General features: G+C 69.3%; 20 protein-coding genes and 3 tRNA genes. 15 read left to right on the top strand and 8 right to left on the bottom strand.

Annotation, left to right across the window (positions count from 1 at the left end):
- The first annotated feature begins 1 nt into the window (after window position 1).
- The 8 genes from ACFY1H_RS10830 (at window position 2) to ACFY1H_RS10795 (ending at window position 8,310) form a co-directional block, all read left to right on the top strand.
- Window positions 2-316, top strand: coding sequence for a hypothetical protein (locus ACFY1H_RS10830; RefSeq protein WP_386946063.1), 315 nt, complete (start codon window positions 2-4; stop codon window positions 314-316).
- Window positions 316-519, top strand: a complete 204-nt coding sequence (locus ACFY1H_RS10825) for a hypothetical protein (protein WP_386946061.1) — start codon at window positions 316-318, stop codon at window positions 517-519. The genes ACFY1H_RS10830 and ACFY1H_RS10825 overlap by 1 nt, the downstream gene beginning before the upstream one ends.
- Complete coding sequence (locus ACFY1H_RS10820; protein WP_386946059.1) at window positions 519-1,478, top strand: hypothetical protein; 960 nt, start codon at window positions 519-521, stop codon at window positions 1,476-1,478. Before ACFY1H_RS10825 ends, ACFY1H_RS10820 begins: the two co-directional genes overlap by 1 nt.
- Window positions 1,478-3,862 (top strand): FtsK/SpoIIIE domain-containing protein, encoded by a 2,385-nt coding sequence (locus tag ACFY1H_RS10815; RefSeq protein WP_386946057.1) that lies wholly within the window; start codon window positions 1,478-1,480, stop codon window positions 3,860-3,862. Before ACFY1H_RS10820 ends, ACFY1H_RS10815 begins: the two co-directional genes overlap by 1 nt.
- A 244-nt stretch (window positions 3,863-4,106) precedes the next feature.
- Window positions 4,107-5,039 (top strand): bifunctional DNA primase/polymerase, encoded by a 933-nt coding sequence (locus ACFY1H_RS10810; RefSeq protein WP_386946056.1) that lies wholly within the window; start codon window positions 4,107-4,109, stop codon window positions 5,037-5,039.
- 120 nt (window positions 5,040-5,159) lie between these two features.
- Window positions 5,160-6,485 (top strand): DUF3987 domain-containing protein, encoded by a 1,326-nt coding sequence (locus tag ACFY1H_RS10805; protein WP_386946054.1) that lies wholly within the window; start codon window positions 5,160-5,162, stop codon window positions 6,483-6,485.
- A 187-nt stretch (window positions 6,486-6,672) separates the two neighbouring features.
- Window positions 6,673-6,975 carry a helix-turn-helix domain-containing protein gene (locus ACFY1H_RS10800; RefSeq protein ID WP_386946053.1) on the top strand — a complete coding sequence of 101 codons (303 nt, stop codon included), beginning with the start codon at window positions 6,673-6,675 and terminating at the stop codon, window positions 6,973-6,975.
- A 12-nt stretch (window positions 6,976-6,987) separates the two neighbouring features.
- Window positions 6,988-8,310 carry a tyrosine-type recombinase/integrase gene (locus ACFY1H_RS10795; protein ID WP_386946051.1) on the top strand — a complete coding sequence of 441 codons (1,323 nt, stop codon included), beginning with the start codon at window positions 6,988-6,990 and terminating at the stop codon, window positions 8,308-8,310.
- Between the two features lie 89 nt (window positions 8,311-8,399).
- Here ACFY1H_RS10795 and ACFY1H_RS10790 read toward each other — a convergent pair.
- The 4 genes from ACFY1H_RS10790 to ACFY1H_RS10775 form a co-directional block, all read right to left on the bottom strand.
- Window positions 8,400-8,473: transfer RNA gene (locus ACFY1H_RS10790), tRNA-Phe, on the bottom strand.
- Between the two features lie 31 nt (window positions 8,474-8,504).
- Window positions 8,505-8,578 (bottom strand) — tRNA-Asp (locus tag ACFY1H_RS10785).
- Between the two features lie 22 nt (window positions 8,579-8,600).
- Window positions 8,601-8,673, bottom strand: a tRNA-Glu gene (locus tag ACFY1H_RS10780).
- A 293-nt stretch (window positions 8,674-8,966) separates the two neighbouring features.
- The gene (locus ACFY1H_RS10775) at window positions 8,967-9,221 is read right to left on the bottom strand and encodes a hypothetical protein (RefSeq protein ID WP_386946049.1); all 255 of its coding nucleotides are present in this window, start codon (window positions 9,219-9,221) and stop codon (window positions 8,967-8,969) included.
- A gap of 485 nt (window positions 9,222-9,706) precedes the next feature.
- On the opposite strand from ACFY1H_RS10775, the gene ACFY1H_RS10770 reads away from it, so the two are divergent.
- Window positions 9,707-10,126 (top strand): hypothetical protein, encoded by a 420-nt coding sequence (locus ACFY1H_RS10770; protein ID WP_364044635.1) that lies wholly within the window; start codon window positions 9,707-9,709, stop codon window positions 10,124-10,126.
- Between the two features lie 198 nt (window positions 10,127-10,324).
- Here ACFY1H_RS10770 and ACFY1H_RS10765 read toward each other — a convergent pair whose 3' ends face one another.
- Window positions 10,325-10,528 (bottom strand): cold-shock protein, encoded by a 204-nt coding sequence (locus ACFY1H_RS10765; RefSeq protein WP_020669570.1) that lies wholly within the window; start codon window positions 10,526-10,528, stop codon window positions 10,325-10,327.
- 464 nt (window positions 10,529-10,992) lie between these two features.
- Here ACFY1H_RS10765 and ACFY1H_RS10760 point away from each other — a divergent pair, with 464 nt between their 5' ends.
- The 4 genes from ACFY1H_RS10760 to ACFY1H_RS10745 all read left to right on the top strand — a co-directional run bounded on the left by ACFY1H_RS10760 (window position 10,993) and on the right by ACFY1H_RS10745 (window position 14,474).
- Window positions 10,993-12,186 (top strand): Ig-like domain-containing protein, encoded by a 1,194-nt coding sequence (locus ACFY1H_RS10760; protein ID WP_386946859.1) that lies wholly within the window; start codon window positions 10,993-10,995, stop codon window positions 12,184-12,186.
- 538 nt (window positions 12,187-12,724) lie between these two features.
- Window positions 12,725-13,039 (top strand): hypothetical protein, encoded by a 315-nt coding sequence (locus ACFY1H_RS10755; protein ID WP_386946047.1) that lies wholly within the window; start codon window positions 12,725-12,727, stop codon window positions 13,037-13,039.
- 8 nt (window positions 13,040-13,047) lie between these two features.
- The gene (locus ACFY1H_RS10750) at window positions 13,048-13,593 is read left to right on the top strand and encodes a SigE family RNA polymerase sigma factor (protein WP_386946045.1); all 546 of its coding nucleotides are present in this window, start codon (window positions 13,048-13,050) and stop codon (window positions 13,591-13,593) included.
- Window positions 13,594-13,631: 38 nt separating this feature from the next.
- Window positions 13,632-14,474 carry a hypothetical protein gene (locus tag ACFY1H_RS10745; RefSeq protein ID WP_386946043.1) on the top strand — a complete coding sequence of 281 codons (843 nt, stop codon included), beginning with the start codon at window positions 13,632-13,634 and terminating at the stop codon, window positions 14,472-14,474.
- A gap of 1,423 nt (window positions 14,475-15,897) precedes the next feature.
- Here ACFY1H_RS10745 and ACFY1H_RS10740 read toward each other — a convergent pair.
- The gene (locus tag ACFY1H_RS10740; RefSeq protein WP_366577646.1) at window positions 15,898-17,256 is read right to left on the bottom strand and encodes an MFS transporter; all 1,359 of its coding nucleotides are present in this window, start codon (window positions 17,254-17,256) and stop codon (window positions 15,898-15,900) included.
- 202 nt (window positions 17,257-17,458) lie between these two features.
- Here ACFY1H_RS10740 and ACFY1H_RS10735 point away from each other — a divergent pair, with 202 nt between their 5' ends.
- Window positions 17,459-18,052, top strand: coding sequence for a PaaI family thioesterase (locus ACFY1H_RS10735; protein ID WP_366577644.1), 594 nt, complete (start codon window positions 17,459-17,461; stop codon window positions 18,050-18,052).
- Here the strand turns inward: ACFY1H_RS10735 and ACFY1H_RS10730 are convergent.
- Window positions 18,042-18,761, bottom strand: coding sequence for a helix-turn-helix domain-containing protein (locus ACFY1H_RS10730; protein ID WP_386946041.1), 720 nt, complete (start codon window positions 18,759-18,761; stop codon window positions 18,042-18,044). The two genes, ACFY1H_RS10735 and ACFY1H_RS10730, sit on opposite strands and share 11 nt — an antisense overlap.
- Window positions 18,762-18,978: 217 nt before the next feature.
- Between ACFY1H_RS10730 and ACFY1H_RS10725 the strand changes: the two genes are divergently transcribed.
- Complete coding sequence (locus ACFY1H_RS10725) at window positions 18,979-19,641, top strand: DUF4097 family beta strand repeat-containing protein (protein ID WP_386946040.1); 663 nt, start codon at window positions 18,979-18,981, stop codon at window positions 19,639-19,641.
- Window positions 19,642-20,167: 526 nt separating this feature from the next.
- Here the strand turns inward: ACFY1H_RS10725 and ACFY1H_RS10720 are convergent.
- Window positions 20,168-22,489: a tetratricopeptide repeat protein gene (locus ACFY1H_RS10720; protein WP_366577916.1), complete on the bottom strand. Its 2,322-nt coding sequence runs from the start codon at window positions 22,487-22,489 to the stop codon at window positions 20,168-20,170.
- Window positions 22,490-22,899: the final 410 nt, after the last annotated feature.

Raw genomic sequence — 22,899 nt, 5'->3', positions numbered from 1 at the left:
GATGGCTCCGCAGACCCTGTACGTCCTCGGTGGACTCGCGCTGATCGGCGCGTTCTCCGTGTGGCGCGCCGGCCGCAAGTCGGCGACCAAGTCCCTGCGCGGTGTCCGCGAGGTCACCCGCATGACCGCCAACCTGGTCCGGCTGGTGCTGTGCACCGCGGTCATCGCGTTCGTCCAGTGGCTGCTGATCGTCAAGGTGCAGAACACCACGGCCACGTGGATCACGCTCATCGTCCCGGCCCTGCTCGCCGCGAACACGATCGTGCGGCTGATGGCCATCACCGAGATCGTCACTCACCACGGGGGGCGTCGCTGATGTTCGGCAAGAAGAAGTCCGAAGAGGACGCCGCCGCGGCGGCCACCGTCCACGTGCTGCTGTCGGGCATGAAGCCCGAACACCGCCAGGGCGTGCTCTCCCAGCTCAACGACCAGGAGCGCCGGCAGGTCCTCAACGCGGAGCTGGAAGGCCGCAAGGACCAGTGGGAGCGCAAGCACGGCACCGAATGGGGGCAGAGCTGATGACCAGCACCGAACTCGCGCCGGCCGACGCCCGGCACCAGCCACTGACGGAAGCGGACAAGCTCGCCCAGGACGCCCAGAACGCCGCGCAGGTCCGGCGGCTGGCCAACCACCCGGACGTGGTGGCCCTGCGAGTGGAGAAGGTCCGCACGCAGATCGACGCGGTGATCTGGCTCGGGATCTTCCTCGGGCTGGCCTTCACCATGGTCAACGTCCAGTCCTTCGCCGCCGCCGGCGCACCCGCCTGGTCCGCCGGGTGGGTCGCCGGGTGGCTGCTGGACCCGATGGTCTCGCTGGTCCTGGTCGCGGTGCTGCGGGCGGAGCAGATCACCGCCCGCTACCGGGTGCTGGACGGGATGCAGTGGGCGCACCGCACCAAGTGGTTCGCGTTCCTGGCCACCTACGTCATGAACACCTGGAAGTCCTGGACCCACTTGGACGTCGCCGGGGTCGTCTTGCACTCGGTGCCGCCGGTGCTGGTGTTCCTCGCCGCGGAGACCGCGCCGGTGCTGCGGGACAAGCTCACCGAAGCGGTCATGGCCGCCGCCGGCACCGCGTTCACGGGACAGGCGGGTACGGCGGGGGACACCGCACGCACCCCCGTACCCGCCCCCATGTCGGCACCCGCGGCGACCGGCGATACCGAGACAGCCCCCGCCCTCACCTCACCCGCCCCGGCGACGACGAAGACGCCGGCCCGACGACGTCCGGCCACCCGCAAGGCCGCGGCGAAGCCGGCCCGCAAGCTCCGGGCGGACTACCTCGCCGAAGCTCGCGCGGCGTGGGCGCCGGGGATCGAGATCACCCCGGCATGGGTGCGCAGCGTGTGCCCGGACATCTCCCGCGGCACGAGCAAGAACGTCGCCGACGACCTGACCACCGAGACCACCACCCGCCCGGCCGTCGCGCCGGCGCCCGCCGACCAGCCCACCACCGCGCCCGAAAGGGAGGCCGCCTGATGTCCACCACCGCCGACCACGCACCCGACGCCGTGAACGCCACCAACCCCGAAGGGCTCCCTTCCGTGAACACCACCCCGAACCCGTCCACGAACACCACCACCGACCAGGCCGTGAACACCGACCCCGCCACCGCCGTGAACGCCCACGACACCGCGGCCACCGACACCGCCGTAACCCGCTCCGGCGCCGTCGTCCCGGTCCGCCCGGACACCGCCCGCACCACCGACCAGATCCCGGCCCAGGACCGCACCGATACCGCCCCCGACGTCGTCGACGGCATGGTGGTCGAGGGCGTCATCGTCGACGACGAGGACCCGGCCGCCCGGGTCAACCCGCTGCTGGTCGACCAGCCGGACCCGAAGGCCGCGCCGTCGTGGTGGGCCGGGGCGCGCGAGGCCAAGACCCGGGAGGTGATCCCCGGGTGGGCGCGCTCGCGCAACGAGTTGCTGTCGCGGGCGAAGTGGCTGGCCGGCTACGCCGGACACACCTGCGCCTACCACGCCGTCCGCACCCCGCGCTACGTCGGCGTGCTGGTCCTGCACTCCCCGCGCGGCCTGGCGCGGATCGTCGTGAACACCCACCGCTGGGTGTTCGACGCAGAGGCCAAGCCGCTGCGCACGAACGCCGTCGCGGCGGGCAACACCGAGGAGTACCGCAAGCTCGCGGAGCTGCGCACGGAACGGGTCCGCAAGCGCTCCACCGCCGTGTTCCTCGCCTTCCTGGTCCTGGTGGCCGGGCTCTACCTGTTCGTGGGCGCGGTGACCGGGTGGGGCTGGTACCTCGCTGCCGGCACGGCCACCGCGGCGCTGCTGGGCACCGCCGGCGGCCGGGCCGACAAGCCGATCGTGTCCCGCGCGGTCATCGCCGCGCGGGTGCCGAAGCTGACCTCCGACGTGGTCCTGAACGCGCTCGGGTCGCTCGGCATCGCCAAGATCGACCAGACCATCGCGGGGAAGGGCGAGAAGATCCACTTCCCCGCGCCGATCGTGCGCGACGGGGACGGGTGGCGCGCCGAGGTCGAACTCCCGTACGGCGTCACCGTGGACATGGTCATGGAACGCCGGGACAAGCTGGCCTCCGGCCTGCGCCGACCGCTCGGGTGCGTCTGGCCCGAACCGGTCTCCGACGAACACCCCGGGCGGCTGGTGATCTGGGTCGGGGACAAGCCGCTGAACAAGCAGAAGGCCCCGACGTGGCCGCTCGCCAAGCGCGGCCGGGTGAACCTGTTCGAGCCGATCCCGTTCGGCACCGACCAGCGCGGCCGCCCGGTGGTCCTGACCATGATGTTCGTCGCGATGCTGATCGGCGCGATGCCGCGCATGGGCAAGACGTTCGCGCTGCGCATCCTGGTCCTCGCCGCCGCGCTGGACCCGATGGCGGAGCTGCTGCTGTTCGAGCTCAAGGGCACCGGTGACCTGGGCATGTGCAAGCCGGTCGCGCACCGCTACGCCTCCGGCGCGGACAACGCCACGCTGGAAGAGGTGATGGACGGGCTGCGGTACCTGGTCAAGGAGATGGACCGCCGCGCCAAGGTGCTCTCCCGCATCGCCGAGTCCGACCCGAAGCTGTGCCCGGAGAACAAGGTCACCCCGCACCTGTCGAGCACCCGTGACCTGGGACTTCACCCCATCTTCGCGGTGATCGACGAGTGCCAGGAGCTGTTCTCCCACGAGGAATTCAAGGAGGAGGCCAACAAGCTCGCCGAGGCCATCACCAAGCGCGGCCCGGCGATGGGGCTGATGCTGGTCCTCGCCACGCAGCGCCCGGACGCGTCCAGCTTGCCGAAGGGTATCTCCGCCAACGCCGGCCTGCGGTTCTGCCTGCGAGTGATGGCACAGCCCGAAAACGACATGATCCTCGGGACCGGCGCGTACAAGCGCGGCATCAACGCGGCGCTGTTCTCGTTCAACGACAAGGGAATCGGCTACCTCGCCGGCGAGAGCGACGACCCGAAGATCACCCGCACCTACCTGATCGACGGCCCGGCCGCCGAAGGGATCGTGGAACGCGCTCGCGTTGCCCGCGAAGCCGCCGGCACCATCACCGGTTACGCCGCCGGACAGGTCGACCAGGCAGGCGAGGACACGAAGGCCGGGCACGTGCTGATCCTGGACGTGGCCGCGGTGCTCAAGCCCGGGGAGAAGAAGGTGTGGTCCGAGTCCATCGTGGACCGGCTCGCCGCGCTCCGCCCCGAGGTCTACGGCGCGTGGGGCACGCTGGACGGCCGCGGCAAGGCCAACCAGCTCGCCACCAGCCTCGCCCCGTGGGGTGTCGAGACGATCCAGGTCTACGGCAAGGACGAGACCGGCAAGGCCGCCAACCGGCGCGGCGTCAACCGCGTGGACGTGTTCGCCGCGGTCGACAAGCACAACCAGAACTAGCACGCACAGTAACCGGCGCGGGGGCTAGCGTCGATCACCGGCCTAGCGTCACCCGATGCTAGATCTAGCATCCCCGCTAGCACCCCGCGCCACCTCTGACCAGCACCCTAGCGACCTAGCGCCCACCTGCGGAAACACCCTCCAAGCCCCGAAACCCCGGGACCGCCACACCTCCGGACTTCTAGGGCTAGGTCCCGCGCACCCTAAGGCCGTCACCCAAAGTGACTGACGTCAGGACTTGCCCTTGAGCACGCACACCGCCACCACCGCCGTATCCGCCCGGCCCGTAACCGACCCGGAAGGACTGTCCACTGTGGAACGCAACGACTTGCTGGAATGGGCGCTCTACCTCGCCGGGATGGGGTGGCCGATCTTCCCGCTCGCCCCTGGCACGAAGAACCGCCCGATGGTCAAGGACTGGGAGAACCGCGCACACCGCGACACCGACCGCATCCGCCGCTGCTGGGAGTCCGGCCGGTTCAACATCGCCGTGGCGACCGGCCCGGCACGGCTGGTCGTCGTCGACACCGACGTCCCCGACGAGGGCAAGCCCGGCCCGGACGGCTGGAGCGCACTCACGGCGTTGGCCGCCGAACGGGGCGGCCCGCTGCCGGCGACCTACACCGTGACCACGCCGTCCGGTGGCCGCCACCTGTACTACCTCGCCCCGGCCGGCACCACGCTGCGCAACTCGCAGGGCAAGGTGGCGGCCAATGTGGACGTCCGGGCAGGCGGCGGATACGCAGCAGGACCGGGGTCGGTCACCGAGGAAGGCGCGTATGAACTCGCCGACGACACCGACCCGGTCGAGTTGCCGGGGTGGTTAGTCCAGGCCGCGGCCGAACGTCCGTCTACGGCCAACTCAGCGCCCGTCCAGATCCGCTCCACCGCCCCCACCCGCTACGGGTCCGCGGCACTCGCCGGGGAGTGCGAACGCGTCCGTGCGGCCGGGCCAGACACCCACAACGCCGTCCTGTCGGCTGCGGCCTACACCATCGGCCGCAAGGTCGGAGCCGAGCTGATCGACCACACCACCGCCCGCGCTGCGCTGATCGAGGCGGCCGGGCACATGGTCACCGCCGGATGCGACTGCACCGACCGCGAGATCACCCGCGTCGTCGACGCCGGCCTGACCGCCGGCATCCGCAACCCCGTCGCCCGTCGCCGAGCCGCGTGATGACCACGCCGACCACCGCGGCCTGACCCCGCCCGCCCATCGGAAGGAACCACGCCGATGACCAGCCCCGCCCGGCCCCTGCGGTCGGTCCCGCCCCACCCCGCCACCGCAGGAGGTGACATGCCCGCGACCGCCACCCTGACCGACACCGAGGAACGCGCCCGCGCGCAGGTCGCCCACGCCCGCAAGGCATTGCCCGGTCTGGACTCCGCCGTCTATGACACCTACCTCGGGTGGATCACCCACCAGATCGCCCCGACGACGGAGGCGGACCCGATCGGCATCCTCGCCTCCCTGCTCTGCGCGGCGGGTGTCCACTTGGGACGGTCTCCGCACGTGCGGGCCGGGGACGATTCGCACCCACTGTTGGTGTGGCCGCTGATCGTCGGCCGCACCGGGGGCGGCCGGAAGGGGGCCGGGTGGGGCTCGGCACGGCGGGTGCTCACCGCCGCGGACGCGGAGTTCATGACGGTCAACGTCCGCTCCGGACTCACCTCCGGGGAAGGGCTTGCCGCGATGTTCGCCGCCGACGAGGACGGCCCCGACGACGACGGCAAGCGCGCACCCGGCGCGCTCCCGCCGGGGGACAAGCGGCTGTTGGTGTTCGAGGCGGAGTGGGCCGGGGTCATGCAGCGCATGAAGCGCGAGGGCAACTCGCTGTCTGCCACCCTGCGCAACGCGTGGGACGGCGGGGACCTGTCCACCCTCGCCGTGTCCGCCCGCATCGCCAAGGACACCCACGTCGGCATCCTCGGGCACATCACCCCGAAGGAGTTCCGCGCCAAGGTGTCCGCCTCCGACCTCGCCGGCGGCACCTACAACCGGTTCCTGCCCATCGCCGTCGCGCAGTGCCAGTTCCTGCCCTTCTCCCAGGGCGCGGACCCGAACCTGATCGAACGGCTCGGCTCCGAGCTACGCGAGCGACTGATGACCGGCGCGACGTTCGGCACGCTCGGGTTCACCGACGACGCGGTGGAGCTGTGGCGGCGGCTCTACATCGAACTCGGGGGCGACCACGGCGACGCCGAAGGCGGACCGGTGGAAGAGTTCTCCTCCCGGGCGGCCCCGAACTGCCTGCGCATCGCCGGCATCCACGCGGCGCTCGACGGCACGTCGACGATCGGGGTGGCGCACCTGACCGCCGCGGCCGCGCTGGTCCGCTACTCCATCGCCTCTGCCCGCGCCGTCTTCACCGACACTTCCGCCCTGGCGAAGCTCGCCGCGTGGATCGGCGCGGCCGGGGCCGACGGGCGGACGAGGAAGGCGATTACGGCGGAGTACTTCCGCGGCAACACCCCGGCCGCCGAGGTCACCACGCTGCTGGACCAGCTCAGGGCGGCCGGGCAGATCACCGTCACCACGCGCCCATCGGCCAGTGGCCGGGGCCGTCCGAGCGAGGTCTACACCGCCCGCGCCCCCGACAACTCGACGAACCAAACGAACTAACGAACAAACTCGCTGACCAGCACAAACGCCGACTACCGGACTTCATTAGTTCGTACCGAACGAACTAAGTCTCCGAAGAAACCCCAGGTCAGGCACTTACTTCGTTCCTTCGTTTCCTACGTACCAAGGAGGACCCCGTGCGCATCGCCACCACCCACCGCACCGCAGCACGAAGGGCTCACCACCAATGGCTACCGCCAACGACATCGCCCAACTCGCCGCCGGCCTCGCCCAGCTCGCCGAACGCCTCGCCACGCAGCACGTCGCCGACGCGCGGCCGGCGCCCCGGCCGCTGCCGCCGCGGGTTCTGCTGACCGTTGAAGAGGCCGGGGAACGGCTCGGCATCGGCCGCACCACCGCCTACAGCCTGGTCCGCTCCGGCGAGCTGGAATCCGTCCGCATCGGCCGGCTCCGCCGCATCTCCGTATCCGCCATCGACGCGTTCGCCGCCCGCCTGGTCGCCGGCGACACCACGCAAAAAGCCGCCTAGGAGGAAATTCAAGTGGCACGCAGCAAGCGCCCCGAAGGTACGCGCAATCCGAACGGCGAAGGGAGCTTCTACTACAGCGAATATGACGGCTACTGGCATGCGAAGGTCACCGTTGGAGTTCTCGACAACGGCAAGCCGGATCGTCGTCACGTGAAGCGCCGCGACGAAACGGAAGCTCGCGAGGAATATCGAGCCTTGCTCAACGAGCGCGACAACGGCACTGTCCGAAAGAAGGGCAGGAAGTGGAAGGTAGACGCCTGGCTCATTCACTGGGTTGAGAACATCGCGCCGCTCACCGCGCGGTACAAGACGGTTGTGGGCTACAAGACGGCCGTTTACAAGCACCTCGTGCCCGGCGTCGGCGCGCACTGGCTTCGCCAGATCGAGCCCGACCACTTCGAGAAGCTGTACGCGAAGATGCTGGAAGCGAAGCTCAAGCCCGCCACCGTGCACCAGGTCCACCGGACGGCCAGGACCGCGTTCGGGGAAGCAGAACGGCGCGGCATTGTGTTCCGCAACGTCGTCCGGCTCGCACGTGCCCCGCGCGTCGAGGAAGAAGAAATTGAGCCTTTGGATTTAGAGGACGTCCAGAACGTCATCACGGCAGCGCTGAAAAGGCCGAACGGCGTTAGGTACGTCATCGCTTTGGCTCTCGGCGCGCGGCAGGGGGAATCGCTCGGGTTCAAGTGGACCGCTCTGGATAAGAAGCGGAAGACGCTGCGCGTTCGGAAGGCGATTCAGCGGCAGAAGTGGAAGCACGGATGCGACGACTTCAATGCGTGCGGAGCGAAGTACCACAAGACCAAACCGTGTAAGGAGCCCTGCGCGAAGCACACGCGCCCGTGCCCGCCACCGTGCCCGCCCGATTGCGTGGAACACGCGCGAATGTGTCCTCAGCGGCACGGTGGCGGACTCGTCGAGGTCGACGTGAAGTCGCGCGCCGGCCGCCGAACGTGGACGCTTCCTGACGAGCTGTTCGGCCTGATCGAGCGCCACGAAGAGCAGCAGCAGCGCGCCCGGGAGCACGCGGGCAGCGAGTGGCAGGAAGGCGGGTGGATGTTCACTCAGCCCACGGGCAACCCGATCGATCCGAGGGCCGACTACGGCACCTGGTGCGAGCTGCTCGCCGAAGCGAAGGTGCGGCCGGCGCGACTGCATGACGCACGCCACACCGCGGCCACAGTGCTGCTGCTGCTCGGTGTAGACCCTCGCGTCGTCATGCAGATGATGGGCTGGTCCACGGAGAGCATGAAGAAGCGCTACCAGCACGTGACGGAGGCTCTTCGCCAAGACGTCGCCGGGCAGCTCAACGAGTACTTCTGGAAGGCCGCGTGAGGCACCTACTGGGCACCTCTTTGGGCACCTGACGCACGAAACAGCCCCCGTCCGAGTGGGGCGGGGGCTGTTTTGGCTGATCAGAACGGTGGCCAGGGCCGGGGTCGAACCGGCGACCTTCCGCTTTTCAGGCGGACGCTCGTACCAACTGAGCTACCTGGCCGGGAACGCCGGCTAGCAGCCGAACGATCTTGCGACCCTGACGGGACTCGAACCCGCGACCTTCGCCGTGACAGGGCGACGCGCTAACCAACTGCGCCACAGGGCCTTGCTGGTACTACGGTACTGCGTACTCCCAACGGGATTCGAACCCGCGTTGCCGCCTTGAAAGGGCGGAGTCCTAGGCCACTGAACGATGGGAGCCCAGCCGGTTTCGGCGAACCGACCGACCGCGCTCTCAGGTTCCCCCGGGAGCGATTACAAGCATAGGGCACGCCCCCACCGCCTCACACCGGGGGGTGACTAACTCTCCGGCAAGCTCATGACCTGCGACAACAGTGATCCTCCGCGCCGGCGGGGCGAGCCGGCCGGCCGTCGCCCCCAACCGGGCATCGATCAACCCGGAGACACCCAAGACACCTCGAGATCCGTCAACAAGTCACACGACAGCCCACACCGAGCCACCGCACGACCCGAACCCCGGCCGACGGCAGACCTCAGCGCTGAACCGGCGCCTGTCCGCCCTCCTCGAGATCGAGGCCGAGCATCTCCAACAGCTGGGCGCAGTCCTCGACCCCCAGTGCGCCGTTGGCGACGGCAAGGCGGGCGCGCCGCACTTGGTCATCGGAGACGCGTTGGCCGTCGGTGGCCCCGCGTTGCGCCGGCACGCCGCCGCCGGTCAGCGACGTGCTTCCGCCATCGGCACCTTCGTACCGAAGGAGGAACTGTCGAACTTCCACAGACCCGCTCATGGCCCCTCCGCCCGGTTCTGAACAACTGGCCGCGAGGCTAACCAGAGGAAAGCGCCACAGGCAGCCCCCCGGAGAGTGAACCTGGGAACACTCTCCGCACAACCCTGCGCAATCGCCGGACACATTCACAAGATCGTGAATGTGAACCGGAGTGTGGATTTCTCACGGGTTCCACTCGCCCAAGCCCGGAACTCGTGCAACAATCGATGGTGCTGACACACCCCCGGTCAGCGCCTGTGGAGATCCCCTCCGACCCCCGCGTTCCTCCCCCTGGCGCGGGGGTCTCTCCATTTCTGCACTTTTACGTGTCGACCTGCTGAAACCCGCCTTGTGCAACGCGTGAACAGCACATCCACAGACGGTCATTGAACAGCGTTTACCGCTGGGCTGTTCAGGTGATCGAATAGGCTCAATGAGCGACCGAATTGCTTGTGTCGTGTCTCACAGTCGTTTGTTTGCCGAGACCCAACCGTTATCGTGTCCGGGTGCCTCTTCCCTCACTCGGCCGCCTCGGCAGCCGTACGAACCTCAAGGCCGTCTCGTCCGGACGGCACCGCAACGCCGCCAAGCCGGCGGGCGAAGAAGTCGTCGAGGACAAGGAGCTCACCAGCTACCTCGCGGCTCTCGCTCCGGACTCCGACCCCGAAAGCACCGGGACCGGCAAGCGCTTCGGCGAAGCGCAGGTCTACCAGCTGCGCATGAACCTCATCGCGAGCCAGCAGCTCAAGGAGATCGCCAACGAGCGCGACATCTCCCCGCAGGCGCTGGCGATGGAGTGGATCCTGGAGCGCCTCTCCTGGGAGGGCCAGGCTGCGTCGGCGCAGGATCGCCGGCACTCCGACGCCATGACCGACGAGTTCAGCTTCCCCCAGGGTTCCTTCGACGAACCGCTTCTCCCCCGCTGACCGAAGCGCGACGAACGCAGCCGAGAAAGCCCCCGGTGCACCAGCGCCGGGGGCTTTTCCGTGACCGGAAGTCACGCTGCGTCAGGGAAACCACGCTGTGTCAACAAAACGGTGTCACACAACAACAAAAAGAAACTCCCGGCGAGCGACTCGCCGGGAGTTCCTTACTCAGGCCTGAGAAAACGCGTTGGGCCTGTCTCAGATCGGGCGGACCTTCTGGGCCTGGGGGCCCTTCTGGCCCTGGCCGACCTCGAACTCCACTCGCTGGTTCTCCTCGAGGGTGCGGAAGCCGCGCCCGTCGATCTCCGAGTAGTGCACGAACACGTCACCCTCACCGCCATCCTGAGCGATGAAGCCGAAGCCCTTCTCCGCGTTGAACCACTTCACAGTGCCTTGCGCCACCGCTGTACTCCTCGTAACAGATCCGCTTCGAATGCCACCGAAGCGGCACCCCGGCCGTCCCGGGCGGTTCCAACGAGTCGAGCGAAGAGCTGTCGGGCCCCACGGCTCGCGTCAGAAGTTCCGCGAGTGTGAAGCCACGAACACGCAAAACGACGGCCTGCTCAGCAGCCTACCGGGATCTGGCCAAATCTGAAGCCCGTGATCTCGCGGATCGGTTCACAGACTCGCACGTCACCGGAACGTCGTATCGCCGCCTACGCAGCGCTGTCAGTGGTGCCGGTTACGCTGATCGAGCACGGCGCGCCGGACATCACCGTGCACGTCCCGGAGTCGTCTGGACCCCGTACGTGAGCATGATGAGAGTCGGTGTGACATTGGTCACTATTCGATCGATCAACGTTCGGGCTCTTCGGGACGTCTGGGTGGTTGGGGTTGTCCAGGGGAGATTGGGGATCGGTGTGACTATCCGAAACTTCGCGCGCCGGAGAGCGGGCATCGCGGTTCTGGGGGTCGTCGCCGCGCTCGCGCTCGGTGCGTGCAGCAGCGATCCGGCCACCGTGAGCGCCAGCGGCAACACGGGCGGGGGCCCGACGAAGGCCGCGCCGGTCGCCAAGCCTGCCAGCATCACGCTCGCGCCCGCGGCGAACGCCAAGGACGTGGCGCCGGGTGATCCGGTGAAGGTGAGCGTCGCGGACGGCACGATCGACTCCGTCACGCTGACGAACCCGGACGGCAAGCAGGTGCAGGGCCAGCCGTCGGCGGACAAGACGAGCTGGTCCACGACCGAGGACCTGGGCTACAGCAAGACGTACACCTGGTCCGGCCAGGCGACCGGCAGCGACGGCAAGCAGGTGCAGATCAGCGGCGCCTTCACCACCGTGAAGCCGCGCCGGCAGATGGCGGGCAGCCTGAACGTCGGCGACGGCCAGACGTACGGCATCGCGATGCCGATCGCGCTGACGTTCCCGAGCGCCGTGAAGGACAAGGCGTCGGTGGAGAAGGCGCTGTCGGTGGAGACCACGCCGAAGACCGAGGGCTCGTGGGCCTGGCTCAACGGCGACACCTCCGTGCACTGGCGGCCGAAGGAGTACTTCGCGCCGGGCACCGAGGTGAAGGTGAACGCGAACATCTACGGCGTGCCCATGGGCGGCGGCACGTACGGGCGCCAGGACCTCTCCGCGAGCTTCAAGATCGGGCGCTCGCAGATCGTCAAGGGCAACACCACGCAGCACCGCATGCAGGTCATCCGCGACGGCAAGCAGGTGATGGACTTCCCGGTCAGCTACGGCCTCGACTCCGACCCGGGCCGCGTCACCCACAGCGGCGTGCACGTGGTCATGTCGAAGCACGCGACCTACTCGATGAGCAACCCGCGCTACGGCTACACCGACGTCAACGTCCCGTGGGCCGTCCGCATCTCCAACAACGGCGAGTTCATCCACGGCCTCGCGGGCTCCATCTGGGCACAGGGCAAGAAGAACATCTCGCACGGCTGCCTCAACCTGTCGCCCGCCAACGCGAAGATCTACTACGACAGCGTCCTGCCGGGCGACCCGGTGGAGATCACCGGCAGCACCCAGACCCTGACATCGAAGGACGGCGACTACAGCGACTGGACGTACGACTGGGCTTCGTGGAGCAAGTTGTCGGCAGTGTGAGTTTTCGCGGTTTTCGGTGAACGGCCGGGGGTTGGTGCCTCCGGCCGTTTGTCGTTGGTGGGGTCGTTCTGGGGAGGCGCAAGCGTTTGCGATCAGGGCGCGGTTGAGTTGCGGACCTTGTGACCGGGTGAGGAACTGGGCCCGAGTTCTCGGGTGGTCGACTGCGGTGTCCGGCGGGCCGACGGTTGCCGGTGGCCAGCGGGGCCCAGTTTGGGTGCACGTCGACGCCTGGCCGCGGAAGATCATGGAGCCCGACGGGACGGCTGGTGCCGACGGGACCAGCCGTTCGGCTTGGCCGAGCGTGGTGTGGGGCATGGTCGATCACGGGCCAGCCGGTGCCGGTGGGCACGGCGGCCCGGCTTGGCCGCGCATCGGGTGAGGCGGGGTGTCGGCGCAGTCGTCGCGATCCGGGCGCGAACGCCGGCGCTGGGTGCGGGAAAAACTTGGCGAACTCGATGCAACCCGCCGTGGCGCCGGCGGCATGACTAGGGCAGAAGAGGCGCCGCCGACCGGGGTGCTCGTGAGTTGAGGAGCTGTTGTGCGTATTCGTTTCGCGTTGAGCGTCGGGGCATTGCTGCTGGCCGGGAGTGCCGTGACGGGTGGGGCGGTTGCGTTCGCCCAGCCGGCGCCGCCGACGGCGCAGCCGAGCTCGCCCGTCCAGGCGCCGCCGACGGAGGCGACGCGGCCGACGTTGCCGACGCAGCGTCCGACCGAGGTGGCGCCCCCGACCGCGGTGCCGTCGCGCGTGCCGCCGCAGGCTCCGGGCGTGACGGCGCCGGGCGGCGTGCGCGTGCCCACGGCGATCCCGGCGGGGCCGACCGGTGACCTGAACCTGCCGGACATCTGGGGCTGATCGCTCAGGTGATCTCCCGCTCCCGTCCGGTGCCCGGGCCGAGCTCGCCGTGGGACGGCGAGTTCGCCCGGTACTTCGGCGAGCGCGCGCACAGCCTGCGGGCCACGGCGTACCTCCTGTGCGGCGACTGGCACCGCGCCGAGGACCTCACGCAGGCGGCGCTGCTGAAGCTGTACCTCGCGTGGCCGCGCCTGTCCCGGCACGACAGCCTGGACGCGTACGCGCGCAAGATCGTCCTGCGCACGTTCCTCGCCGAGAACCGCCGCAGCCGCTGGAAACGGGAACGCCTGACCGACGCACCCCCCGACGTCCCCACCACGGACACCGAAACCGAACACGACATGCTGGTGCGCCAGGCCCTCGCGGTGCTGGCGCCCCGTCAACGCGCCGTGCTGGTGCTGCGCTACTTCGAGGACCTGTCCGTCGACGAGACGGCCGCCACCCTCGGCTGCAGCACCGGCACGGTGAAGAGCCAGGCCGCCCGCGGCCTGGCCACTCTGCGCAACCGGCTGGGACCGCACTTCGCGGCCATGGCTATTCCTGGAGGGAGGTGACTGTTCTGGTGAACCGCGATTTTGGTGGCGTTGACGACTTGGGTGCAGCTGACGGCTGGGGCTCCGGCGGGGTTGGCGGCTCGGGCTCAGGCGGCTCGGACGGCTTCGGCGGCGACTCGATGGGCTCAGGTGGCTTCGGTTCGGAAGGCCATGGCCGCGACTTCGACTCGACTGGCTCGGGCCCAGCTAGCTCGGGCTCCGGCTCGGCTGGCTCGGGCCCAGCTGGCTCCGGCTCGGCTGGCTCGGGCTCTGGCCGCAGCTCTGGCTCAGCTGGCTCTGGTTACACCTCTGGCTCCAGCCGCACCTCGGCTGGCGCTGGCTCCGGCCGCGACTTCGACTACGACTCGCATCCCGACTTCGGCTCGATCTCCAACCCCGGCTTCGACCTCGGCTCGGATGCCGACACCAGCTCCGACACCGACGTCCGCGCCCTGTTCTCCACCCTCCCGGACGGCCCACCCCTCACCCTCTCCGCCGCCGACGTCATCAGCGACGGCGCCCGCATCCGACGCCGCCGCAAGCGCCTGGCCGTGGCCGGCAGCTCCGTGGCCACCGCGGCGGTCCTCGTCGTGGCCGGCCTCGCCGTGAGCTTGGCCGTCGGCCGCCACGGCCCGACGGCGCCCGTCCAGCCCGCCGGCCCCGGCCTGTCGACCATCGCGCCGACGCCTCCCCCGTCGAGCTCCCTGCCGACCGCCCCACCCACCGCCGACACGACTGCCCGTCCGCCCGGTGCCCCGACGCCGAGCCGTTCCGCGGTCCAGGCGCCGGGCCAGCCGCCGGCGTCCCTTCCGTCGAGCCCGCGCACGCCCGTCCGCCTTCCGCCGTCGGCCACCACAATCCCCACGCACGCGGGCGCACCCCCGATCGCCACGACCCGCTGAGACACCGCCGCCCGCACGAGAGGACCGTTGAGTCCGACTGACCGGTGCGAGTGGACCGGCCGCGCCGTGTCACCCGCGCGAAAGGACCGATCGTGCCGCGCCACCAGCGCGAGCGGACCAGTCACACCACTCCTGGCGCACGAAGGGACCCATCGAGCCGCCTCGGCTGCGCGACTGGTCCAGTCGTGCAGCGCCACCAGCGCCAGTGGACCAGTCGTGCAGCGCCACCAGCACGAGCGGACCGATCGTGCCGCGCGACCGACACGAGCGGACCAGTCGCGCCGCTCCTGCCCCACGAATGGGCCCATCGAGCGACCTCGGCTGCGCGACTGGACTAGTCGTGCCGCGCCACCGCGGCGCGAGCGGACCGATCGTGCCGCGCCACCGGCGCGAGCGGACCGATCGTGCAGCGCCACCGGCGCGAGCGGACCGATCGTGCAGCGCCACCGGCGCCAGTGGACCAGTCGTGCAGCGTTCGCAGCAGCGCGAGCGGACCAGTCGCGCCGCTCCTGCCGCACGAAGGGGCCCATCGAGCGACCTCGGCTGTGCGAGTGGACCAGTCGTGCAGCGTTCGCAGCGCCAACGGACCTGTCGCGCGGTCCGGCACGAACGGACCGGTCGAGCCACGACCGCCACGCGACTGGACCTTTCGAGCCGCGTTCGCGTGGCCAGTGGACTGGTCGAACCACGTCGGTGCTGCGAGTGGACCTTTCGCGCTGTTCCGGCGGCACGAGCGGTCCCCTCGCGCTGCATCGGTGTGAGGGGACCAGCCGCGCCAGGTCGAATGTGCGAGATGACCGGTCGCGTCGTGGTGGCAGAGCGAGTGGGCCGGTCGTGCCCAGCTGTGTGGCCGGGGGCGGCGGGCGGCTAGTGACCCGGGGCCGAAGCCGGGGCCGGTGGCCCGAGGGCCGAGGCCGGGGCGGGGGCCGGGGGCGCGGGTCGGGGACAAAACAGAGCCCCCAGCGGCCCAGACCTCTCACTCAGTGAGGCCGACAATCCCCTGTTCAGACCACAGTTACCGCCCCACAACCAGGGTGGCCGACGTCACCCCGGCCAGGTGGGTTTTCGGCGAAATATCCGGGCGCCTCGTGGCGATGTTTCCTGTGGTGGTCGACCAAGACCGCCGATGGACTGTTGCTCAGCCGGTCGAACGTAGAGCGAGCCGGCCCGAGAACTCGAGGAGGAAGCAAAAATGGTGTTCGCCGCACTCATGATCGAAACCGTAGTAGCTGTTGTGGTCGCCGGTGGGCTGGCGACTTGGGCGCGCAAGCGTTTCGCTGCTCCTCGCCCGGTCGAGGTTGCCGAGGTTCGCTGAGCGGAGCAGCCCCAGAGCTGTCCACAGTAGACACAGCAGGCAGACACAGCAGGCAGAAGAGCGGCCCGTCCCCCACGCAAGGGGGACGGGCCGCGAACACAAAGAGCCTCAGCGAGTAGCACCCGCCAGCTTGCCACCCGTGTCCGCCGTGTCGATCTGCTCGATCGGCACCTGCGAGGTCTCCGGGATCTTGAAGATCGGCACCAGCGCGATCACGGCGGCGATCATCAGGTAGTACGCCGGCCAGTCGTTGTTGCCCGTGCCCTGGATCAGGGCCGTCACGACGACGCCGCACGTACCACCGAACAGCGACGTCGAGACGTTGTAGCCGATCGCGAACGAGCCGTAGCGCACGCGCGTCGGGAACATCGCCGGGAACGTCGAGCCGATCACAGCCAGCATCAGCACCAGCAGGAACGCGACGATGCCGAATCCGACGATCAGCCACAGGATGCTGCCCGACTGCATCAGCTTGATGCTCGGCCAGCTCAGCACCAGGAACCCGATCGCGGCGGTGATCAGCAACGGTTTTCGCCCGATGCGGTCGGACAAAGCGCCCAGCGGCAGGATGATCGCGGCCTGCACGAGCTCCACGCCGATGATGATCAACGTCGACGTGTTGTCGTTGATCTTCAACGTATCCGTGAAGTACGTCGGCATGGTCGTGAGCAGCATGTAGTCCGCGATGTTCAGCAGCAGCACGATGCCGATCAGGTTCAGGATCATCCGCCAGTTGCGGGTGAAGGTCTCCTTCAGCGGCGCCTTCTTCGGCTTGTTGCCGGAAGCCTCGAGCCGCTTGAACTCCGGCGTGTCCTCGAGCCGCGACCGCAGGTACAGACCGATGAGGCCCAGCGGCAGCGCGACGAAGAACGGGATCCGCCACGCCCACGCCTCGACCTGGTCGGCCGGCAGGGAAAGCGTGACCGCGAGCACGACGACGTTGCCCAGCACGTAGCCGCTCAGCGTCCCCAGTTCCAGGAACGACCCGAAGAAACCACGGCGTTTCGTCGGCGCGTACTCGGCGATGAACGTCGCCGCGCCGCCGTACTCACCGCCCGTGGAGAAGCCCTGGATCAAGCGCAGCAACAAGATCGCGATCGGCGCCGCGATGCCCATGCTGTACGGCCCCGCGTACGTCGGCAACACGCCGACCAGGAAAGTACAGCCCGACATCAGCAGAATGGTGATCGCGAGAACCTTCTGCCGCCCCAGTTTGTCGCCCAGCGGGCCGAAGAACGCCCCGCCGAACGGCCGCACGATGAACCCGACCGCGACCAGCGCCAGCGACTTCAGCACTGCGTTGCCTTCGCCGGGGAAGAAGACGGTGCCGATGCTCGTGGCGATGGCGCCCGAGGTGAAGACGCCGTAGTCGTACCACTCGGTGGCGTTACCCATCGCCGACGCGAGGACTGCCCGTTTGACGGTTCTCTGGTCGACGTCTGATTTCTTCGCCGTTGCCTCACTCATCCCCGCGACGACCTCCTCGTACGCGACCCAGTAGCTCCGATACAGCTCATTTCCCGAGTGTTGTCCGGCTGGGATTAATCGGCAGCGTGAGTCGAGAAAGTTCTACCGTACGGAATTTTCCGACTACTGTGCGCTGAGGAAAACGCACGCCGCAGGTCAGGCCGCGTACCGCGAACGGCTACTCGCGGGTTAACGTCAGCGCATGAGTCGTGTTTCTGGACCGTGGCCGCCGGTGTCCGTGGAGCCACCCGCCGTGCACCCGAAGGCCCCCGCCGCCGGCACCGAGCTCGGCGTGCACTTCGACGAGTGTTTCGGCTGCGGCGACGAGGTGGACGCGGGACTGCGCCTGCGTTCGGTCGTCGGCGAGGGGCACACGGTGCTGTCGAAGTTCACCGTGACGCCCGCCCACCAGGGCGCGCCCGGCCTCGCGCACGGCGGACTGCTGGCGTGCGCGTTCGACGAGGCCCTCGGCAGCGCGGTCGGCAACCTGCTGCGGCGCCCGGCCGTGACCGGCAAGCTCGAGACGGACTTCCGCCGGCCCGTTCCCGTCGGCTCGACCCTGCACATCGAGGCCCGCCTGGACGGCACGGCGGGGCGCAAGATCTACGTTTCCGCCGACGGTCACCTCGACGCCCCCGACGGTCCCATCGCCGTGACCGCGCGCGCCCTGTTCGTGGCGGTCGGGTTCGAGCACTTCACGACGCACGGTGACTCGGCGGCGTTGCAGAAGCTGGCCGACGCCCGCGAGAAGCAGCGGCGCGCGCAGGACGGTCAGGAGTGGGAGATCAATCCCTGAGCTCGGGTTTCGCGTACAGGATTTCGCGGGCCTGCTCCGCGGCGCGGGCGATGCTCTCGCCGACGAAATCGACAAACCGGGCAATGTTCTCCAGGCGCGCGGCGGCTGGGGTGTCGCGGCCGAGGATCGCAACGCCCTGGCGCGCGGTCTCGGCGAGCTGCGCGTTGGCGCGCGCACTGGCGAGGACGGACTGGTACCAGACGTCGTTGTCGGCGACGTAGCGCTCGCGGCGGCGCTCGTCGCGTTCCCTGCTGAGCAGGCCCAGGCCGTCGAGGAGTGAGACAGCTTTGGAGACGGACGCGGGGCTGACCTGCAGGTGGCGGACGAGTTCGGCGGCGGTGACGCTGCCGTCGTCGCTGATGTAGAGGCAGGTCAGGACGCGGGCGGCCATCCGGGGCAGGCCGGATTGCATGAGGAGGACGGTGAACGTCTCCTCGTACTCGCGGACGGCTTCGGCGTCGCGGCCGTGGGCTTGCGGGACTGCTTGCTGTGGCGGTGCGGCTTTCTTCCGACGGCGGGTGCGGTGCTCCGTGGCGTGGTGGGCCAGGTCGGCGCGGTACGAGGTGGGCCCGCCGTTGCGCATGACCTCGCGGGTGATCGTCGACGTAGGGCGATCGAGGCGCCGGGCGATCTCCGCGTAGGCGAGGCTGTCGGCGAGGCCCAGCGCGATCTGCTGACGCTCTTGCCGGGTGAGGCGGCCGCCGGGCATGTGGTTCTCCCTCGTCGTGGTTGCCTGGATCTTCAGCGTAGCGTTTTGTTTCAGTTCATTGCAACGGCTTTGTTGCGTTAGATTTTGCGCCATTGCAATGATTGTCGGTCTCTGAGCTGGTCTTATGCTGGTGTTGTGCAACGAGTTTGTTGCCTGATTCTTGAACGCAACGTAGCGTTTCTCATGTCAGAAACAACGAGCACAGGAGCTGATCCAGATGCAGAAGTTCACCACCACCGCCCCGATCTCCGCCTTCGTCACCATCCCCGCGGGGCGCGTTCAGGTCATCGCCGCGGACCGCGCGGACACCACCGTCGAGGTCCGGCCGGCGGACGCTTCGAAGGCCCGCGACGTGAAGGTCGCGGAGCAGACCACGGTCTGCTTCGCGGACGGCGTGCTGCGCATCGAGGCCACCGCGAAGAACCAGATGCTCGGCGCGTCGGGCTCGATCGAGGTGACGGTGCAACTGCCCGCCGACTCGCGCGTCTCGGCTTCCGCGGCCGCCGCCGACTTCCGCGGCGTGGGCCGCCTCGGCGAAGTCTCGTTCGAGGGCTCGCACGGCGCCGTCAAGCTCGACGAGACGGCCGGCCTGCAACTGTCCACTCAGGCCGGTGACGTCTCCGTCGGCCGCCTCAACGGCCCCGCTTCGATCACGACGGGCAAGGGAAACATCGACATCGCTTCAGCCGTCCGCGGCTCGGTCGTGCTGCGCACCTCGGCCGGCGACGTCTCGGTGGCCGCCGCCCCGGGCGTCTCGGCCACCCTGGACGCGGGCACGTCCTACGGCCGGGTGCGCAACTCGCTCCAGAACACCGGCGACGCCGCCCTGACCATCGAGGCGACGACGGAGTACGGGGACATCAACGCACACAGCCTGTGACGGCTGGTTGGTACTGGGGATTGCTGGGGGCTGGAGCGGAGCCGGATGGTCGGCTCTGCTCCTTTGCCCGTGGGCCCAGCCGGGAGGACAGGCCCCCGCCCTCCCGAGGGGCGTCCCCGAGTCCATTCTATCGGCCCCCACCGACAAAACGCTGGTGAGGGCCTACGGAGGGGCAGTTATCCACAACCCGGAAGAGTGATTGCGGCGGAGGCGGCAGAGTCAGCCGCGGAGCGGTTACAGCTGGACAGAAGGCCTCGTGAGCGCCCAGGATCGGGGCCCGCGACACGAGCCGCCGGACAGAGGCCTCCCCCGCCAAGGCCCGTGCCCACTACGGCGCCGGCCACGCAAACTCCGGGTGGGCCTACGCGAGCGGAACCGCGCAAGGGGGCTCAACTTCCGCCCCCGGCAGTTGCCCGCGCCCACGGCAGGAGCCCCGGACAGAGGCCGCTCCCGGCAGAGGCCTCCTGAGACAGGGTCCGCCTCGGACACAGCCCACCCAAGGCAGAGCCCACCCCAAAACGCAGGCCTACGTAAAAGTCCTCGGTCGGATCGAGTTTGCCCTGTCCACCAGCGCGACCCGGTCCTCCGTCGATCCCGCCAGTCGAGCCAACGTGCGGTAGCACCGTTCCAACCCGAAGCGCACATCGCGCTCCTCCAGGGCATACCCCAGGACCTTCGAGGTTTCCGCCGGGGAAGGGGCGGAGGGCGTGCGAAGCCAGTCGTACGCGGCTTCGAGGACTTCGGCGGACAGGCGGGTTCGGCGTTCGGCGTCGAGGTTGAGGCGTTCGAGGCGCAGGGAGGCGTCGAGGAGGTCCTGTTCGGAGATGCGGGACTGCTCGGAGGCGGCGCCGGACTGGGTTTTGATCTTGATGGCGGCGACCTGGGCGTCGATGTAGTGCGTGGAGGTGGCGGGGACCATCTCCAGGACCTCGACGGCGCCGGCGCGGGCGCCCTGGGCCAGGTAGACGCGGGCGAGGCCGAAGGCGGCGCTGACGTAAGTCCGGTCGGTGCGCCAGACCAGTTCGTAGTAGCGCGCGGCGCCGAAGTAGTCGCCGACGCCCTCGGCGCTCACCGCCAAGGCGAGCTTGGGGGCGATTTCGCCGGGGAGGTCGTCGTAGACGGCTTCGAAGGCGACGTGGGCGACGCGCGGGCGGGCGCCGGCCAGCTCGATGAGGCCGCGGTACCAGTCGATGCGCCAGTCGTGCGGGAAACCGTTGCGGATGGCCAGGTACTGGGCCGCCTGGAGCTGGCGCTGGGCTTCCACGAACTCGCCCAGCTCGATGCGCGCGCGGACGATGCGCAGGCGCACCTCGATGGACTCGCGCGGAGCGCCGGCGAGGGCTTCGATGGCTTCGCGCGGGTCGAGGGCGGTGGTGGTCGCCAGGACGCCGGCCGCGGGGTCGTCCGTGTCGACCTGCGGGATCGGCAGGCCGGCGACGACCTCGGCGGGCTCGGGCAGCGGCACGCTCGTGCCGGCTTCGGGGACGACGAGGTGCACGCCGAACGCGCGGCTCTCCGGCCCGAAGACCGTCGACGCGGCGGGCCGCGGTTTGCCCGTGCCGAGCGCCATGATCTCGCGCAGCACGCCCGTGAGCTGGTCGGCCATGTCCTCGGCGGCGAGGAAACGACGGTCGGGGTCGACGTGCGTCGCGCGCTTGAGAAAGCGGTAGTACGAACCGAAAAGCGCGAACAGCGGCACGGCGTCGGGACCGGGCAGCGACGACTTGAACTTCGTGGTGTAGCCCTGGAACTCGAAGCTCAGCACGGCGAGCGTCCGGCCGACGGTGTAGAGGTCGCTCGAAATCGACGCGCCCTGCGTCGCCAGCTCGGGCGCGCTGTAGCCGGTGGTGAAGAACAGCGGGCTCTCGTAGTCGTCGAGCCGCCGGACGGCGCCCAGGTCGATCAGCTTGAGCTGCTCGTGGGTCTGGATGACGTTGTCGGGCTTGAGGTCGCAGTAGAGCAGGCCCTGGCTGTGGAGGTAGCCCAGCGCGGGGAGGATCTCGAGGCCGTACGCGATGACCTGCCCGATCGGCAACGGCTCCGGCCGCTTGCTCTCCCGGTGGTGCTGCAGCGCGAGCTGCCGCAGCGACTGGCCGCCGACGTACTCCATCACGATGTAGCCGACGGAGTTGCCGGTCTGCGCGTCCGGGTGCTGCACGAAGTTGTGGATCTTGACGATGTTCGGGTGCTCGACCTCGGCGAGGAACCGCATCTCGTTGGCGGCGGCGGCCATCGCGGTCGCGTCGCCCGTGTCGATCAAGCCCTTGAGGACGACCCAGCGATCGGAGACGTTGTGGTCCTGCGCGAGGTAGATCCAGCCGAGGCCGCCGTACGCGAGAGCGCCGAGCACTTCGTACTGGCCGCCGACGAGCTCGTGGGGCTGAAGCTTCGGCAGGAACGAGAAGGACGTGCCGCAGTTGTCGCACTTGCCTTCGGGGGTGGCGGGTTTGCCGTCCTTGGCGCGGCCGACCTTCGCACCGCAGTTGCCGCAGAAGCGTTTTTCCTCGGAGACGACGGGGTTCGCGAGCACGGCCGTCGCGGGGTCGCGGTACGGCACGGGCGGAACGTCGATGAGCCCGGCGCCGAGACGGCCGCGGCGGGAGCGCCGGCTGGAGGTCCGGGAGCCGGTGCGGCGAGAGGTTCCGGGGAACGAGCCGGTGCCGCTGCCCTGAGACCCCTGGGAACCGCCTTCGCTGCGGGTTCCCGTGCCGTGGCCTTCGCTGCGGCTTGCGGCGACGACGCTGTCCGTGCCCGGATCCGGCAACGACTCCTGCGGCTGCAGACGCGGCGACGGCGGCATGATGCTCTGCGTACCGGGGCTCGGGTTGGCCAGGACGCTGGTGGGCATCGGCGCCGCCGGATCGACGGGTGCGACCGGCTGCTGCGACTGCGGGAGGATGACCGGAGCCAGGTCACCCGGGGGTCGGGTGGGATCTTCCGGCTTGGCTTCGGGGTTTTCGGCGTGCGCCGGGTCTTGCTGCGGACCTGATTCTTGCTGCTGGGCGGCGTCGGTCGCGTTCGGTTCGGCCACGCGGTTGGCCTGCTCGGACGGCTGGCGGCTGCTCTGGTTCGGGTCCGTGGCTTCGCTGCTGCGGTTTCCTGCGTCGGACGGCTGCTGCGCGGAGCTTTCGGGGGTACGGGTTCCTTGCCCTGGTTGGACTTGCTTCCAGGGGATCGCGGAGTCGGCGGGGCGGCCGGGCTGCGAAGACGTGCCTGGGTTCTGGGTGCCGGTGGCGCCCGGCTCAGCGGCGCGGTTCG

It is taken from the genome of Amycolatopsis sp. NPDC001319 (assembly GCF_042896185.1).
Classification (GTDB): domain Bacteria; phylum Actinomycetota; class Actinomycetes; order Mycobacteriales; family Pseudonocardiaceae; genus Amycolatopsis.
This window is presented reverse-complemented; position numbering and strand designations above follow the sequence as displayed.

Coding starts and splice junctions, on each gene's coding strand:
- ACFY1H_RS10740 (WP_366577646.1), bottom strand. CDS start 17,256: ATGAGTGAGGCAACGGCGAAGAAATCAGACGTCGACCAGAGAACCGTC.
- ACFY1H_RS10815 (WP_386946057.1), top strand. CDS start 1,478: ATGTCCACCACCGCCGACCACGCACCCGACGCCGTGAACGCCACCAAC.
- ACFY1H_RS10805 (WP_386946054.1), top strand. CDS start 5,160: ATGCCCGCGACCGCCACCCTGACCGACACCGAGGAACGCGCCCGCGCG.
- ACFY1H_RS10825 (WP_386946061.1), top strand. CDS start 316: ATGTTCGGCAAGAAGAAGTCCGAAGAGGACGCCGCCGCGGCGGCCACC.
- ACFY1H_RS10830 (WP_386946063.1), top strand. CDS start 2: ATGGCTCCGCAGACCCTGTACGTCCTCGGTGGACTCGCGCTGATCGGC.
- ACFY1H_RS10775 (WP_386946049.1), bottom strand. CDS start 9,221: ATGAGCGGGTCTGTGGAAGTTCGACAGTTCCTCCTTCGGTACGAAGGT.
- ACFY1H_RS10735 (WP_366577644.1), top strand. CDS start 17,459: ATGAGTCGTGTTTCTGGACCGTGGCCGCCGGTGTCCGTGGAGCCACCC.
- ACFY1H_RS10725 (WP_386946040.1), top strand. CDS start 18,979: ATGCAGAAGTTCACCACCACCGCCCCGATCTCCGCCTTCGTCACCATC.
- ACFY1H_RS10800 (WP_386946053.1), top strand. CDS start 6,673: ATGGCTACCGCCAACGACATCGCCCAACTCGCCGCCGGCCTCGCCCAG.
- ACFY1H_RS10820 (WP_386946059.1), top strand. CDS start 519: ATGACCAGCACCGAACTCGCGCCGGCCGACGCCCGGCACCAGCCACTG.
- ACFY1H_RS10720 (WP_366577916.1), bottom strand. CDS start 22,489: ATGCCCACCAGCGTCCTGGCCAACCCGAGCCCCGGTACGCAGAGCATC.
- ACFY1H_RS10730 (WP_386946041.1), bottom strand. CDS start 18,761: ATGCCCGGCGGCCGCCTCACCCGGCAAGAGCGTCAGCAGATCGCGCTG.